Genomic DNA, 14,776 nt, shown 5'->3' with positions numbered 1-14,776 from the left:
ATATCATTAGTCATAATATCGAGTTTGGGTAATCGATTTTTATATTGCATAATGATTAATTTTCACCACTAAAGGCGATCGCATGGGAGACTGCTTCGCAGAGCTGCATTTTAAATTGTGTTCAATAAAATCACTTAAGACTGCTTTAACAACTGGAACTGACACGCCATTACCCATTTGTTTATAAACAGCATTATCATTATCTAATAATTTGTAAGTATCCGGGTATCCTTGCAATCGAGCGCACTCCCTTGGTGTAATTCTCCTCGGCATATTATTTTGAACAACTCCAAGTCTATTTGCGTCAGATGCTGTTAGTGTTATTGAAATACCTTCTGGATCTAGAAATTTAAAAACTTCAAAAGACATATTTCCACATACAGGATTGTATCTTCCGTCATGAGAACTCAAATAACCTTTTTCTAAAAGTGATTTTGTGACTTGATCAAAGTTGTTTTCATGGTAAAAGGTTAATATCTGTTCTTTTGTTAAACTTTTTCCATCTTGGTGTGTCCCGAAGATTTTTTTTCTTCGATTTGCAATGAGCAAATTCATGAACTCAATTTCTTGAGAAGTACAATCACCTTTAAGACCAAGCTCCCAAGAGTGTATGGATTTTCCTCCTCTATGATCTATGAGCCTATAACCATGTAATCGAGAAAGATTATCTCCTACAACTCTTTGAAGCTTATTGATAAAGTCTTGTGTGCAAATATATTTTTTATCGGGATTAGGCTCTAAAATATTTTTAACCGTAACAGCTTTAAAATTTTCTTCACCAAAGAGAGAGGTTTGAATATATGTAGATTTTCTTTTAAATTTATGAGTATCGGCGGCACCAACATCACTATTGAGGGTCAATTTAATTTGTTTATCTAATACACCCAAAATATATATTCTTACCCTGTTCTGTGGCACGTCAAAATTACTCGAATTCAGCAATAAGTAATCCACTGAGTAACCCAAACTCTCTAAACTATCCTTTATTGTTTTAAAAGTTCTACCCTTATCATGAGTTACTAACCCCCTGACGTTTTCTAACAAAAAGTAAGAAGGCATTTTTTTCTTTAATATTCTTTCTATATGAAAGAAAAGCGTTCCTCTAGTATCACCAAAACCTTTTTGTTTGCCTGCGTATGAAAATGCCTGACAAGGAAACCCTGCTAATAAAAAATCGAAATCAGGCAATTCATCAACTTTTGTAATATCAGAATATGGGTTGCTTCCAAAATTTAACTCATATGATTGACAGGAATTTTTATCAATTTCCGAACTAAAAACACATTCGAAATCAAGACCAAAATCCTTACACGCCTGCTCAAAAGCTAAGCGAATTCCACCTGTCCCGGCAAATAAATCGATAAATTTAACCAAGTTCTTTACCTATCCATTCCGATAATACAGAGAATTCTTCTTCAGAGTATGCAACAGTACAATCACTATTTGAGCAAATAGTAGACACTGCTGACCTTCTTTGGAAATTGCCTGCTCCATCAAGGATATAGGCTATCTTATAACCTTTTTTATGCATCAATTTTTTTCTGTCTGCTGCTTGTCCTGATTTGCGCTCTATCGTGCTGTTAGTCGTTACTTGAAAGCTAATTTCTATTCCAATGAACTTGTTATCTTTTTTCACAACGACATCAAAAGGCATCCCTCCTTTTTTATCATATCCATCTAATTCTATCTTGCCATTACTCATAACATTATAGTTTTTACCAAGGGATTTTTTGAGGTATTTAACTACTTCTTTTTGTGCTAACTGCCCCAACGAGTTTGCTGTGGCTCCTCCAGTTATTCTGCTTACATTTATATATCGCTCTCTAACATATTTTTCTAGTATCTTTGGTTTACCTAATAATGTACCAATTTCACAAGCTGATAGAGCAGCTTCATCACTAACTTTAGAGGTAGAGCCAAACATCAGCAGAACTATCATATCCTTATAGATGTCTGAAAGTGGTTTTTCAACAACTAAACCACATCCATCAATTAGCAGTTTGTTATTTTTGAGTCCAAGAATAGGTAATGCGTTAAAGTTATATTGATAGTTTTTTAGATTCCAGATAAATTGAATGTAATGTCCTTTCTCATTAGTTGGAAATATTGATTTAAATGACTTGCCTAGCCTTTGTATTGGCTCGCCGCCATAGTCTGCCAAGACACACAAATGTTTCAAAAATAAATTTGCAGGAAAACAGGACGCATTTATTAAATCAAAGACTTGAAAAGGCGATTTCTTAGATAACGATAGTATGCCCAAAAAATCATCTTGTGTTTGAATCAACTTTGGTATGATGCTGATTGAGGCATTTCTATCACTTAGATGTTTAGGCCACCACAAAATCGCATTTTTTTCTAAGTCATCAATACTTCTATCGTACTTCATATTTACTTATTATCCCTGTTTTATTTTCTAAGCAGCTAACGGTTGATTATGCTAAAAGTTTCTTAATAATCATCTCATAGACGATGATGAAACAAATTCCTCCATATATTCTCTAAATCAATACCAGAAAGTTTTTGAACCAAGCATAAAAACGTATTTAAATAGTATTAATGAAAAACTCACGAATTTGTTAGTTTTGCTTTTTAAAAGTAGCACATAGGCTATCCATGAACAAGTAAGCTATTACTGATTCGATCGCCCCTTATTCCTAACTCAAAGCCTGATAAATAGCCCAAATCGCCATCGCCCGTAAATAGTGACTAGCGCGGAAAGTATTAACAGCTGTGATAGCTTCGGGGGTACGGAATTGTAAACCGTTGCTATAGACTTGGTTAACCACCGTTTCGGCTACCTGTAAACCCTCCTCTTTCATGCCATTAAGAATCATAAAAGCAACGATACCATAGTTAATCCCTGTCCAAATTTCGAGGGGGTGGGTATCATTTTCCTTTTCTGGGCTTCCGTCAGGTTTAACCCCGTTGGCGATGCCGAGAGTGCCGTTATGGAACTTGAGATAACAAGCATCATAAATTTTTTGCAGGGTGGCGGTGACATATTCTTTTTCCACCACATCGGGTAACTTCAATAGTTGGGCGTAATATTGTCCGCACAGTTGATCCGCCATAACAACATCTGAACCGCTCTTACTGTCTAGGTTATAGTATTCCCCATTCCAGAGGGTATCGTGGTAAATTGCCCTTGATTGGTGTAACCATTGACGGAAGAGGACGATCGCACCTTCAATATTTTCCCTAGCGTTTTCCTTTTCCAAGGCAGGATTTACGGGGGGATTATCTAATAAGATATTACCAATGGCGATCGCACTTTCTAGCGCACATATCCATAAACCACCACAATAGGCACTAATACCCTGTAGGCGCCAATCATCAAAAGTTTGGTCAGGCGCTCCTGAATTTTCGGGAATACCGTCATTATCAAGGTCAAACCCTTTGACATAGTGCAAAGTCTCCACCACACTATCCCAACATTCCCAGAGGAAATCCTGATCATTTTTGCCCGTATAAAGATAATCTCGATATACCAAGAGAACAAAATCCGAACCTAAATCCTTCCATAAGTTGCAATCTTGATAACTGGTATAGTTGCTTTTTTGCCAAGGATGCTCATTGGGTGCACCTAAATCGTGGGGAGTTGCTCCCTTCGCTTTGCGGATAGCTGATGCCCCATTGTACCCAATGATGCGGGGGGTGTCATCCGCCGTGGGAATAGCACGGGCAAAGGCTTCCATAATCGATTTTTCGAGACGGGGAAAAAGTTGTAAAAGTCCAAAAGAGCCATATAAACGGACATCTAAACTCTCATACCAACGGTAATCAATACATTCTAACACCCCAAATTGACCCACAGGATCATCCTCCGTGGCGGCTGTCCACAGTGTACCCCCTTGAGTAAGCAAATATAATTCATTAAACAAAGCCATTTTTAGCCAATCAGGTAGATTAGAGCGACTCAAAATTGGCTCTTGCCACATTTTTATCTTATTTTGCCACATATCATGGTGTTTTAGCCCCGTGCGAATCATTGACCACACATTACGCCCGTTGCGTCCAAAAAAGTCGGTATAACGGCGAAAATAGTTAACTCCTTGGGCAAACTCAGTTACAGGAAAATCCCACCCTAAAATAAAAGGAATTTTCTTGGTTTTACCCGGACGAATAGTAAATCTGATCGCCATTGCCCCCGCAATTTGTTCCCCCGGTTCGGCGGGGGTTTCGTCTTGAAAGTCTGGTAGAGAGCCATTCATAGCAAATCTATCCCAAATTTCGCTCCCATCTCCCTTGGGGTTCCAACGGGTATGATAAAATACCTCTAAACTAGGATTTGTTGTCGTTGCGATCGCCCATTGTCCTTCCCCTTCCATAGGCTCATCCTCAAGCCTAATGCGGTCAAATAAACAACCAACCCTAAATCCATCCTGTATCCATTGATTCAGATTACCCGTACTATTACCCAAACATGGTTGATAATCATACTCAGGGCTACCATCATCCCTCACCTTTACCGTCGGCGATTTAATAGCATTGGTAAACCAACCCACCGTATTTTGCCAAGAAACCATAATACTAATCGTTATAGGCTTATCCGTGGGATTATGAATACTCCACTCAAACACCCCCACAGGATAACTTGACTCTTGATAATTCCCTGCCCATACGGGGGAAAATTGCTCACACACCAACTGGGATTTAAAAACCCCTTCATAACTAAACCAACTACGGGGATATAACGCCGAGTATGTACCCTTCCCTTGAGGATACCATGACCAACTCGATAAACTACCATCTTCAGGGGCATTGGTACTCAGCGCATAAACTTGGGCATCTTCCCCCTCGGAATGTTCAAATACCGCAAACTGACAAGCAGGAATACTCTGAAAAGTGTGATTTCCTCCATCAATGTGCCACAAATTAAAATCACCACTAGGCGCCCTACCAACACAACCAGCCCCAAAACCCCCCAAAGGCATCCCATGGTTTGGCCCATCATCCAAATTACTTTCGTATCGCACAGTATAAGGATTGTCCCATTTTTTGCCGATTTCACATTGCCAAGATTGACGAGGGATTGTTGGTAGTTCGATTTTGAACATAGTTAGTGATTGATAGTTTACCGTTTTATCATTTTAAGGTTAGGGGTTGAACTTTTCACAACAATTTTGCCGTTTAAGTCTGTTTTTTGGGGCAAGATACCCTAACAACATAAAAATGACCCAGAAAATATTATGATTAAAGGTTGACTGTGTAAAGTAAAGATTTTATGAGTAATAAAAAGATTAGAATAGGTTTATTAGGTTTTGGTGGTTTAGGACAAGCTGCTGGAAGAATTTTACAGCCTAAATCCGAGATGCAATTAGTAGCGGTTGCCGATCGCCACGGATACGCTTACAATAACTCAGGGTTAGATATTGATCAATTAATTCACACCTACCACGAAAAAGGCTCTACGGGATACGCAGAAGGTGGGGTAATTAGTGATAACAGCATCGAAGAATTGATTAATAAAGCCGATGTAGATGGTTATTTCCTCGCTTTGCCCAACTTGCCCAATACCTTCATGGCAGACGTTACCCGTCAATTTATTAAATCTGGTTGGCAAGGAGTATTGGTAGATGCCCTCAAACGTACCAGTGCCGTAGAACAGTTATTAACCCTAAAAGACGACCTGCAAAAAGCTGGTATTACCTATCTTACTGGCTGTGGTGCCACCCCCGGATTATTAACCGCCGCCGCCGCCGTTGCTGCCCAAAGTTTTGCCGAAATTCATAATGTTAAAATTACCTTTGGAGTGGGCATTGCTAATTGGGAGGCCTACCGTGCCACTATCCGTGAAGATATTGCCCATATGCCAGGGTTTGACGTAGATAAAGCCAACGCCATGACTGATGCGGAGGTAGAAGCATTTTTGGATAAAACCAACGGTATTTTAACCCTCGAAAACATGGAACACGCCGATGATATTATGTTAGAACTAGCGGGTATATGCGATCGCACCCAGGTATCTGTAGGGGGTGTTGTCGATACCCGTAACCCCAAAAAACCCATCAGCACCAATGTAAAAATTACAGGGCGCACCTTCGAGGGCAAAATCTCCGCCCATACCTTCACCCTTGGGGATGAAACTAGCATGGCAGCCAACGTCTGTGGCCCAGCCTTCGGCTATCTCAAAGCAGGAGCAAAACTGAGAGAAAAAGGCATCAATGGCTTACTTACCGCTGCCGAAGTAATGCCTTTGTTTGTTAAGTAAATGTAGGGTGGGCATTGCCCACCTAAATCTAAGAATCTTGATTAAGATTGCTCATCTTGATTTTTGCGCTATTTCTTTCTTCTCCGATCAATCCGATCTTTTATCTCCGTTCCACGTTTAAAATGTTCTTCACTTTTAATAAAATTTTCCTCACTTTTATCCTGTTCACTTTTTTTTTTGGCATATACATTGCTTAAGAAAAAATGCGCTTGATAACTTTCATATAGCTTCATAGCCTCTAATCCACACTGTTCAGCCATTGATAAATTGCCTAAATCAAGAAATGCTCCCCCTCTTGTCGTTAAAATAGCACTTTTTACCCGTGCATCAGCATAGACTTTTTTCTTTAAGAACTCATCAGTTAATTTAAGAACTTCTTCAGGATTTCCGAGCTTTCGCAAACATCCACATATTTGTGTGATAATCCAAGTCTTTTTGGTCTTTTCATATAGCTTTTCGTAATAAATCACTAAAGTTTCATATAACCTATGATCCTCTAGCCATTGAATCTCATCAATTGCCTCAACATCAGTAGTATTTTGATGATGATTTTTTCTCGTGAGTTTTTCGTCTGAATCAATTTTTATAAGAATGGGATACAGAGGGCTAGATAGTGACTCACTTTTATGGGCTTGTGCCTTATACTTCTTTTTCAGTTTAATAAAATGCTTAATTTCTGAATCTTTAAAATTTTCTTTCATATCAATATATTTTATTGCTATTAAATTTTATATATAATAACTTTTGATTTTCAAATTGTGTAGGGCAATCTACACCCAAACAAACCCCCAAATCTCTTAATATTGAATGTAAAGAGATATTAAGAGAAATTAAAATATGACCACAACAGCGGTAAAAAATCCCCTCCTAATTGGCAAAGGATTACCCCCCTTTGCAGACATCAAACCTGAGCATATCGTGTCAGGCATAGAAGAATTACTAACAGAGTTAGAGACTGAATTAACTAAGCTAGAAGAAAATATAACCCCTACATGGGAAGCATTAGTAAACCCCCTTAACGACATAGAAGAAAGACTGCGCTGGAGTTGGGGTATTATCGGGCATTTGATGGGAGTAAAAAACAGCCCTGAGTTGCGCACCGCTTACGAAACGGTACAACCAAAATTAGTACAGTTTGCCAGTAGATTAAGTCAGAGTAAGCCTATCTATGAAGGTTTTATCAAAATCCAAGCCAGTGATGATTGGGATAAATTAGAATCTGCCCAAAAGAGAATTATTGAGTCTGCTATCAAAGAAGCGGAATTGTCTGGGGTTGCCCTTGAGGGTGAAAAAAAAGAGCGTTTCAATGAAATTCAGTTACAACTAGCAGAGTTATCCACAAAATTCTCCAATAATGTCTTAGATTCCACCAAGGCTTTTCAGTTAAAATTAACAACCCCCGAAGACGTAGACGGTTTACCCGCTAGTTTATTGAGTTTAGGTGCCCAAACCGCAAGAATGGAAGGAGAAGAAGAAGCCACTGCTGAAAAAGGCCCTTGGATCATAACTTTAGATTATCCTAGTTTTGCTCCTTTCCTTAAATTTAGTACCCGCAGAGATTTAAGGGAAAAGGTTTACCGTGCTTTTGTTACCCGTGCTAGTGAGGGAGATACGGATAATAATCCTTTGATTAACAAGATTTTAACCCTCAGACAAGAACAAGCAGATATTTTAGGTTACGATAACTACGCAGAAGTTAGTCTCGCCCGTAAGATGGCTGACAGTGTGGAAGCAGTGGAGAAACTCTTAGAGGAGTTGAGGGTGGTTAGTTATGATGTGGCAAAAGAGGAGTTGCAGGAGTTAAAGGCTTTTGCGAAAACTGAGGATTTGAAGCCTTGGGATGTGAGTTTCTGGGCTGAAAAACAAAGGGAGTTTAAGTTTAATTTTACTGAGGAAGAGTTACGCCCTTATTTTTCCCTTGAGAGGGTGTTGGATGGTTTGTTTGGTTTAGCCAAAAAGATTTTTGGGGTGACAATTACCCCTGCGGATGGTGTGGCACCTGTGTGGCATGAAGATGTGAAATATTTTCAGGTGGCGGATGAGAGTAACGAAACCATGGCTTATTTTTACCTTGATGCCTATTCGCGCCCTGCGGAAAAAAGAGGGGGTGCCTGGATGGATGATTGTGTTGGTAGGACAAGAATTGAGGAAAATGGGGTGGTAACTACCCGTTTACCTGTGGCTTATCTTACTTGTAATCAGTCTCCCCCTGTGGATGGTAAGCCTAGTTTGATGACTTTTGGGGAGGTGGAAACTCTTTTCCATGAGTTTGGGCATGGTTTACAGCATATGTTAACTAAAATTGACTATATCGGGGCTTCGGGCATCAATAATGTGGAATGGGATGCGGTGGAGTTACCTAGTCAGTTTATGGAAAATTGGTGTTTGGAAAAAAGCACTTTGTTTGGCATGGCGAAACACTATGAGACTGGGGAGACTTTACCGACTCATTATTATGAGAAGTTGGTGGCTTCTAAGAATTATATGAGCGCCACGGGGATGTTAAGACAGTTACATTTTAGTTTGTTGGACTTGGAGTTACACGCCCGTTATACTCCTAGGGATGAGGTTTCACCCCATGATGTGTCACGGAAGTTAGCTCAAAAAACCATGGTGATGTCTCCTTTACCCGAAGATAAATTTTTATGTGCTTTTGGACATATTTTTGCAGGGGGTTATGCTGCTGGTTATTACAGTTATAAGTGGGCTGAGGTGCTTAGTGCTGATGCTTTTTCGGCTTTTGAGGAGGTTGATTTAGAGAATGAAAGTGCGATCGCCCTTATCGGTAAACGTTTCCGTGATACTGTACTAGGATTAGGCGGTAGTTTATCTCCCATGGAAGTATTTAAACAATTCCGAGGAAGAGAACCCCAAACCGAAGCATTATTAAGACATAGTGGACTACTAGCAACAGCTAATTAATAAATTATGGGGGTGGGCATTGCTCACCCTTACCACTTTATAAGGCATTGCTTAATCATGGTATGAAATATAATTGAATGACATTAAAAATTGAGACGTCAAAATATTATTACCGTTGCCTGTTCCCTGCCGAAATGAGAAATCATATCTAAAATCAGCTTATAATCGATAAAAGAGACAAGGGAGAATATAAGTATGGTTGCCCAACTCACCAAACAGCAATACACCATCGAGGAATATTTAGAATTAGAAAGCCAAGCCGAAATTAGGCATGAATATATAGATGGAGAAATACTAGAAATGGCAGGAGGCACGACAAATCATAATGAAATTATCACAAATCTGTGTGTCATACTCAAACCATCGTTACGGAAACTGAAAGGAAAAATATATACAGAAAATGTACGTTTATGGATAGCCCAACACAAAATGTTTACCTATCCTGATGTGATGGTGATAGCCGAAAACCCAGAATACCATGGAGAAAATAAAACCACTGTAACCAATCCCATTATTATCATCGAGGTTTTATCTAAATCCACCAGAGACTATGATTTAGGTCGTAAATTTGAATATTATCGTAGTTTAAATTCTCTTCAAGAATATATTTTAATTGATCCAGAAAAACCCTTGGTAATGAGTTATAGCAAAAATAATAATCAACAATGGTCACTAACAATCCTTGAAAATATTGATGATAAATTAAACTTAAACTCAGTGCCTGTAGAGCTTATTTTGAAAGATATTTATGATGGTATTGTTTAAATTTTTGTTACTACAAAATGGATTATATTTGAGAAATTAAGTCAAACGAAAAAAAGAGTTTCCCACCTAATAGAAAACTCTTTTATCAACTAATTAAACCTTAGAAAAAATTAACGAATTAAATTTAATAACTCTTTAGGAGAAGCGAGTAAATCGATCGCAACGAAGAATATTTTGCCATCAGGATTGAGAAGGAAACGCCAAGCGATGTTCATTCCCACGTTACCACCAAACCAAGGAGTTTGTACCTTACCAGTAACCTTAATTTGAGTATATCCATCGTCTGCAGGTTCAGTAATACCTCTTTCAGGAATTAGCTTGAGGTTTTGACACTCTTCTTTGAAGAAACGGAAAATATTGTCTTTACCTACGATAGGACGTTTAAAAGGAGGTTGAAGCGCTCCGTCAGCAGTAAATAATGTAATTAAAGTCTCAAAATCATTGGCATTGAGATTATCCATGTAATCAAGGACTGTTTTGTTAGTAACACCCTCAATGGATACGTTTGTTCTTTGGTTCATATCCTTGGGAGGGGCAACAGGCTCAGATACAGGAGTATAGTTTTCGAGCTTACTGACATCATAACCCATATCAACCACGGCATTACGTAAAACAGTAATCTGTTGACCAGATTCTAAACCTTTAATAGTATTTAAAACCGAATTAGCATTAGCAGATAACTTATAACCTTCAGGAATAGGTGCAACGATACCTTCTTCCATAAATTTACCTAACTGATACCAAAAACCTAATTTAATATTAGCAGACCATCCTCCATAGGTACGACACAAAGGAGTATCCGCACGGTTGGCTAAGTCACACATTGCCTGAGATTGTTCTTGAAAACTCATTTTTTTGATTTCTTCAAGGGTGGACTCTGCCAACACCATACTAGCGGCTCCAGGCGCAGCAATGGTAATGGTTTTCCCCATTTCTAAATATGCAAACCAAATCAAAGCAAGTTGATCTTCTGCATTTAATTGGGTAAATCTGGCCACAGTTGCAGGAACTGCATCGGCGGAAAGGGTGTTGGGAAAAATGTTTCTGGCTGAATCAATGGTAAAAGGCATAAATTGCTCCATTTCACTAACTATATAGTCTCAATTTAACACAGGGTCATTAAGATAAATTTAAAGTTAAGGTGTGGATTTTGCACCAAGTCTTTTAGATAAATGTGTGATATTGCTGCCAGATTTTATCCATAAAGAAAATATTTGCCTAATGAATGGTTGATCCCTGATAATTGAGCATTGACTATTAAAATAAAACAGAAATTAAGAAATAATTATGACAACAGATCCAGCTACTTTAATGAAACAAGAAGTGGGTAAAGCCGCCGCTGCTCGGGTAAAATCTGATTCTATTGTGGGTTTGGGTACCGGTTCTACCACTGCTTTTGCTATTCAATATATTGGTGAAAGGTTAGCTAGTGGAGATTTAAAAAATATTGTGGGAGTTCCTACTTCTTTTCAGGCAGAAGTATTGGCGAAAAAATATGGTATTCCTTTAACTACCCTAGATGCGATCGCCCATATCGATATCGCCATTGATGGGGCTGATGAAGTTGATCCTCAAAAAAACCTGATTAAAGGTGGTGGTGCCGCCCATACCCGTGAGAAAGTAGTTGATAGTCTTGCCAAAGAGTTTATTGTGGTGGTAGATAGCGGTAAATTAGTTGATAAACTAGGCTCTACCTTCCTTTTACCCGTAGAGGTTATTCCCATGGCCGTTACCCCTGTCATGCGTAAATTAGAAGAATTAGGAGGTAAACCTGACCTAAGAATGGGAGTTAGAAAAGCAGGTCCTGTGGTGACGGATCAAGGTAACTTGGTTATTGATGTTAAGTTTGATGATATATCAGATCCTGCAACCCTTGAGGCCACCATTAATAATATTCCTGGAGTGTTGGAAAATGGATTATTTGTGGGTGTAGCGAATATCATTTTGGTAGGTGAAATTATTGACGGGAAACCTAGTATCCGAGAATTTTAAAATCTGATCTAACTTTTCTCCCCCATTTATTTACTGATGTTAATATTAAGGGGGGAAAAGTTTAGACTTTTTCCCCTTGCCTTGTTAGTGAAAGAATAGTTAATAAAATGTTTTCTTTTCGTCCAAAATTTCCCAAAAAAAAGAGTCCTCCTCCTACTCCCACGATAAAAGAACGACCTAAAAGATTAGTTAAAATACCGTATCATTTTCAGAAAAACGATATTATTACTTATTCTGACAAGGATATTAAAAGAGAGTTGTATAAATACCCCGGGCTGTTAAAAACTTTGGGTCATGCCTATGATTATCAAATTATTTATACTAGCCCAAACAGTAGAACTGATTACTGGTTTTGCCGGGATTTACCTACTACTACGAAGTTATTAAAATACCTCAATGAGCAAGGATGGACTGTTGATTGGCAAGAAAAGCCTTTTATCTTGTAGCTGCCATTTAGCATCACAGAAAAAAAGATTTACGAATACTATGGGCAGAATTCTTGTCGGGTATTAGATTATAAAGATTTTATTTGACTGTGTTAGCATAACGACCATAGAGAGCAATGTGCAACCTAACATACTCTGCTACAAGATAAAATAATCACTTTGCATCAGGAGATTTAATGTTCTTTAACACGTGGCAGGGATTAGGGCGAGTCATTATCGTTGGAGTTTTGGCTTATACAACCCTAGTAATTTTTCTTCAATTTTCGGGGAAACGTACACTCTCGAAGATGAATGCTTTTGACTTAGTGGTAACAGTTGCTCTTGGTTCAACACTGGCAACAATTCTCTTATCAAAAGATGTCGCTCTTGCTGAGGGTTTACTTGCTTTATTTTTATTGATTGCATTTCAATTTTCCCTAACGTGGCTATCTGTGCGTTTTCCTACCATAAAAGAGCTAGTCAAGTCAGAGCCAACGCTTTTATTTCATCAAGGACAAATGTGACAGAGTACATTGCGATCGCAACGAGTAACCAATGAAGAAGTACGGGCAGCCATTCGTAGCCAAGGCATCAGTCAGATGAGTGAAATTGAAGCTGTAATCTTAGAAACAGATGGTAGTCTTAGTATTCTTCGTGCTACGAAACAACCCGTAACTACGGCTCTTGATGATGTGAATAATTATCCATCCCCTTCTGGTTAATATTAAACAATAAGGGTTACAGTATTAAAAAGTAGGAGGTTTGATAGAAATTGACAAACAAATCATACAAATCCTCCCATAAATAAAAGTAACTTATCCAATGACAGAACTAGAAATATCTATAGTTAAGCTGCCAAAAGTCCTTTATCAGAAGAAGATAGCACCCCTTGATAATAGTTTTCTAATTGACGAGTAGCAGCCGCCCAGCCCCATTTTTCTGCTTCTAAACGAGCATTTTGTCTCAATGCTTCTCTTTCGTCTTTTTGGGCTAATAATCTTTGGGTAGCGGCGATCGCCCCTTGAGGATCATCAGGTTCAAACATATAACCATTTACCCCATCGGTGACAATGTCAGGAATGCCACCCCTTCTGGCCGCCACCACAGGACAACCTGCCGCCATGGCTTCAAGTAATACCAAACCGAGGGTTTCCGTGGAAGAAGGAAAAATAAAAGCATCTGCTGAGGCATAGGCTTCCCCTAACTCTTTACCATGGAGATAACCCACAAAATTGGTATTTGTACCCGCAAAAAACTGTTCTAACTCTGCCCTCGCTGGCCCATTACCCACAATAGCCAACCTTGCATTGGGGATGCTTTCTAACACTGGTTTAATTTTATCAATTTGTTTTTCGGCTGATACTCTGCCCACATATAAAAGTAACGGTGCGTCAGGATTACCCTGCGAGAGGCGATCGCGCATATCTTTAGACACTAAACTAGGGTTAAACGATTCTGTATCCACCCCCCTCTGCCACAAATCTACCCTTTCGATGCCGTGATTTACCAACTCATCCACCATGGCTGTAGAGGTACATAAATTCAATTTTGCTTGGTTATGGGCTAATTTTAATAATTCCCACAATAAACCTTCCAAAGCACCTACATTGTAGTGGTGCAAATATTGCGGTAAATGGGTATGATATGAAGCAACCAAAGGAATATTTAATTTTTTTGCGTAATATATACCCCCTACTCCTAACACCGCAGGATTTACCACATGGACTAAATCAGGTTTAAATCTTTGTAAGGCAAAACGAATAGAAGGGTTAGGAATAGCCAACTTCAACTCAGGGTATAAAGGTAAAGGAATCCCTTTTATACCATTAATTTTTGCTCCTTTATATTCTTTTAAACCACCTTCTGGGGAGAAGATTAAAACTTGATTTCCCTGTTTTTGTAGATGCTCAACGGTATGTTTTAAACGAGTTACAATACCGTCAACCTTGGGCAAAAATGTTTCGGTGAATAAGGCTATACGCATAAAAAAAAGGATTAATTCATAGATCGTTAATTTAACTCATTACTATATCGTAGATTTTGCATAAATCAATAAAATTATTAATTATCTATTTTTCCCTTTTTATAGATCATTCAAGGGAAAGAAGAGAAGAATTGCCCACAATGGGACTTAAAAGGGAATTTAATTCCCCCCCCTGCAAAAAATGTCTTTCTATCGTTAGTCAATAGCTGTTGAATGCTTTGGGGATGATTGATAAAAACCAATGGTTGACGAAATCCTGCTGGTTTACTCATAAAAATGTCGGGGGATTTTATCACTGCCTGACGCATATATTCAATAGGATTTACAATCCATAAAACTTTTTTTCCTAAACCTGTGAAGATGGTTTTTATGTCTTTCATGTTCTCTTTAAAGTGAATCCCAATCCCATTGTAATGTACTGCAATTATTCATTATCAATTCTCCATTCCCTATTATTTATGTAGGGTATTCCGT

At 38.5% G+C, this 14,776-nt stretch carries 14 protein-coding genes; 7 read left to right on the top strand and 7 right to left on the bottom strand.

The window, feature by feature from the left end; translation table 11 throughout:
* Positions 1-39 precede the first annotated feature (39 nt).
* The 3 genes from dcm to AA637_RS12685 form a co-directional block, all read right to left on the bottom strand.
* Complete coding sequence (gene dcm / locus AA637_RS12695) at positions 40-1,374, bottom strand: DNA (cytosine-5-)-methyltransferase (protein WP_446683064.1); 1,335 nt, start codon at positions 1,372-1,374, stop codon at positions 40-42.
* Positions 1,367-2,389, bottom strand: coding sequence for a restriction endonuclease (locus tag AA637_RS12690; RefSeq protein ID WP_446683063.1), 1,023 nt, complete (start codon positions 2,387-2,389; stop codon positions 1,367-1,369). The genes dcm and AA637_RS12690 overlap by 8 nt, the downstream gene beginning before the upstream one ends.
* Before the next feature lie 268 nt (positions 2,390-2,657).
* Positions 2,658-5,060, bottom strand: a complete 2,403-nt coding sequence (locus tag AA637_RS12685) for a GH116 family glycosyl hydrolase (protein ID WP_446683062.1) — start codon at positions 5,058-5,060, stop codon at positions 2,658-2,660.
* A gap of 167 nt (positions 5,061-5,227) precedes the next feature.
* Between AA637_RS12685 and bioU the strand changes: the two genes are divergently transcribed.
* Positions 5,228-6,214: a (S)-8-amino-7-oxononanoate synthase BioU gene (gene bioU, locus AA637_RS12680; RefSeq protein WP_446683061.1), complete on the top strand. Its 987-nt coding sequence runs from the start codon at positions 5,228-5,230 to the stop codon at positions 6,212-6,214.
* Between the two features lie 68 nt (positions 6,215-6,282).
* Here the strand turns inward: bioU and AA637_RS12675 are convergent, their stop codons facing one another.
* A complete protein-coding gene (locus tag AA637_RS12675) occupies positions 6,283-6,915 on the bottom strand; it encodes a hypothetical protein (RefSeq protein ID WP_446683060.1) in 633 nt (210 codons plus the stop codon).
* A gap of 136 nt (positions 6,916-7,051) precedes the next feature.
* Here AA637_RS12675 and AA637_RS12670 point away from each other — a divergent pair, with 136 nt between their 5' ends.
* Both AA637_RS12670 and AA637_RS12665 read left to right on the top strand, forming a co-directional pair.
* Positions 7,052-9,136: a M3 family metallopeptidase gene (locus AA637_RS12670; RefSeq protein ID WP_446683059.1), complete on the top strand. Its 2,085-nt coding sequence runs from the start codon at positions 7,052-7,054 to the stop codon at positions 9,134-9,136.
* A gap of 195 nt (positions 9,137-9,331) precedes the next feature.
* Positions 9,332-9,901: a Uma2 family endonuclease gene (locus AA637_RS12665; protein WP_446683058.1), complete on the top strand. Its 570-nt coding sequence runs from the start codon at positions 9,332-9,334 to the stop codon at positions 9,899-9,901.
* A 110-nt stretch (positions 9,902-10,011) separates the two neighbouring features.
* On the opposite strand, the gene AA637_RS12660 is transcribed toward AA637_RS12665, so the two are convergent.
* Positions 10,012-10,971 carry an orange carotenoid-binding protein gene (locus tag AA637_RS12660; protein WP_446683057.1) on the bottom strand — a complete coding sequence of 320 codons (960 nt, stop codon included), beginning with the start codon at positions 10,969-10,971 and terminating at the stop codon, positions 10,012-10,014.
* Between the two features lie 211 nt (positions 10,972-11,182).
* On the opposite strand from AA637_RS12660, the gene rpiA reads away from it, so the two are divergent.
* The 4 genes from rpiA (at position 11,183) to AA637_RS12640 (ending at position 13,040) form a co-directional block, all read left to right on the top strand.
* The gene (gene rpiA / locus AA637_RS12655; protein ID WP_446684591.1) at positions 11,183-11,893 is read left to right on the top strand and encodes a ribose-5-phosphate isomerase RpiA; all 711 of its coding nucleotides are present in this window, start codon (positions 11,183-11,185) and stop codon (positions 11,891-11,893) included.
* A 107-nt stretch (positions 11,894-12,000) separates the two neighbouring features.
* On the top strand, positions 12,001-12,339 hold the full coding sequence (locus AA637_RS12650) for a hypothetical protein (protein WP_446683056.1): 339 nt from the start codon (positions 12,001-12,003) through the stop codon (positions 12,337-12,339).
* A gap of 176 nt (positions 12,340-12,515) precedes the next feature.
* Positions 12,516-12,842: a DUF421 domain-containing protein gene (locus AA637_RS12645; protein ID WP_446683055.1), complete on the top strand. Its 327-nt coding sequence runs from the start codon at positions 12,516-12,518 to the stop codon at positions 12,840-12,842.
* Positions 12,843-12,851: 9 nt separating this feature from the next.
* Complete coding sequence (locus AA637_RS12640; RefSeq protein ID WP_446683054.1) at positions 12,852-13,040, top strand: YetF domain-containing protein; 189 nt, start codon at positions 12,852-12,854, stop codon at positions 13,038-13,040.
* Positions 13,041-13,165: 125 nt separating this feature from the next.
* Here the strand turns inward: AA637_RS12640 and AA637_RS12635 are convergent, their stop codons facing one another.
* Positions 13,166-14,302 carry a glycosyltransferase gene (locus AA637_RS12635; RefSeq protein ID WP_069789335.1) on the bottom strand — a complete coding sequence of 379 codons (1,137 nt, stop codon included), beginning with the start codon at positions 14,300-14,302 and terminating at the stop codon, positions 13,166-13,168.
* Between the two features lie 110 nt (positions 14,303-14,412).
* Positions 14,413-14,682, bottom strand: a complete 270-nt coding sequence (locus tag AA637_RS12630) for a hypothetical protein (protein ID WP_446683053.1) — start codon at positions 14,680-14,682, stop codon at positions 14,413-14,415.
* Positions 14,683-14,776 lie beyond the last annotated feature (94 nt).

The organism is Cyanobacterium sp. HL-69 (assembly GCA_002813895.1).
Taxonomy (GTDB): Bacteria; Cyanobacteriota; Cyanobacteriia; order Cyanobacteriales; family Cyanobacteriaceae; genus Cyanobacterium.
The sequence above is the reverse complement of the archived record's forward strand: the minus strand, read 5'-3'. Positions and strand labels throughout refer to the sequence as shown.

What these genes read in the sequence shown, in the direction of transcription:
- AA637_RS12690 (WP_446683063.1), bottom strand. Translation starts at nt 2,389, where the DNA reads ATGAAGTACGATAGAAGTATTGATGACTTAGAAAAAAATGCGATTTTG.
- AA637_RS12685 (WP_446683062.1), bottom strand. Translation starts at nt 5,060, where the DNA reads ATGTTCAAAATCGAACTACCAACAATCCCTCGTCAATCTTGGCAATGT.
- bioU (WP_446683061.1), top strand. Translation starts at nt 5,228, where the DNA reads ATGAGTAATAAAAAGATTAGAATAGGTTTATTAGGTTTTGGTGGTTTA.
- AA637_RS12675 (WP_446683060.1), bottom strand. Translation starts at nt 6,915, where the DNA reads ATGAAAGAAAATTTTAAAGATTCAGAAATTAAGCATTTTATTAAACTG.
- AA637_RS12670 (WP_446683059.1), top strand. Translation starts at nt 7,052, where the DNA reads ATGACCACAACAGCGGTAAAAAATCCCCTCCTAATTGGCAAAGGATTA.
- AA637_RS12665 (WP_446683058.1), top strand. Translation starts at nt 9,332, where the DNA reads ATGGTTGCCCAACTCACCAAACAGCAATACACCATCGAGGAATATTTA.
- AA637_RS12660 (WP_446683057.1), bottom strand. Translation starts at nt 10,971, where the DNA reads ATGCCTTTTACCATTGATTCAGCCAGAAACATTTTTCCCAACACCCTT.
- AA637_RS12650 (WP_446683056.1), top strand. Translation starts at nt 12,001, where the DNA reads ATGTTTTCTTTTCGTCCAAAATTTCCCAAAAAAAAGAGTCCTCCTCCT.
- AA637_RS12645 (WP_446683055.1), top strand. Translation starts at nt 12,516, where the DNA reads ATGTTCTTTAACACGTGGCAGGGATTAGGGCGAGTCATTATCGTTGGA.
- AA637_RS12635 (WP_069789335.1), bottom strand. Translation starts at nt 14,302, where the DNA reads ATGCGTATAGCCTTATTCACCGAAACATTTTTGCCCAAGGTTGACGGT.
- AA637_RS12630 (WP_446683053.1), bottom strand. Translation starts at nt 14,682, where the DNA reads ATGAAAGACATAAAAACCATCTTCACAGGTTTAGGAAAAAAAGTTTTA.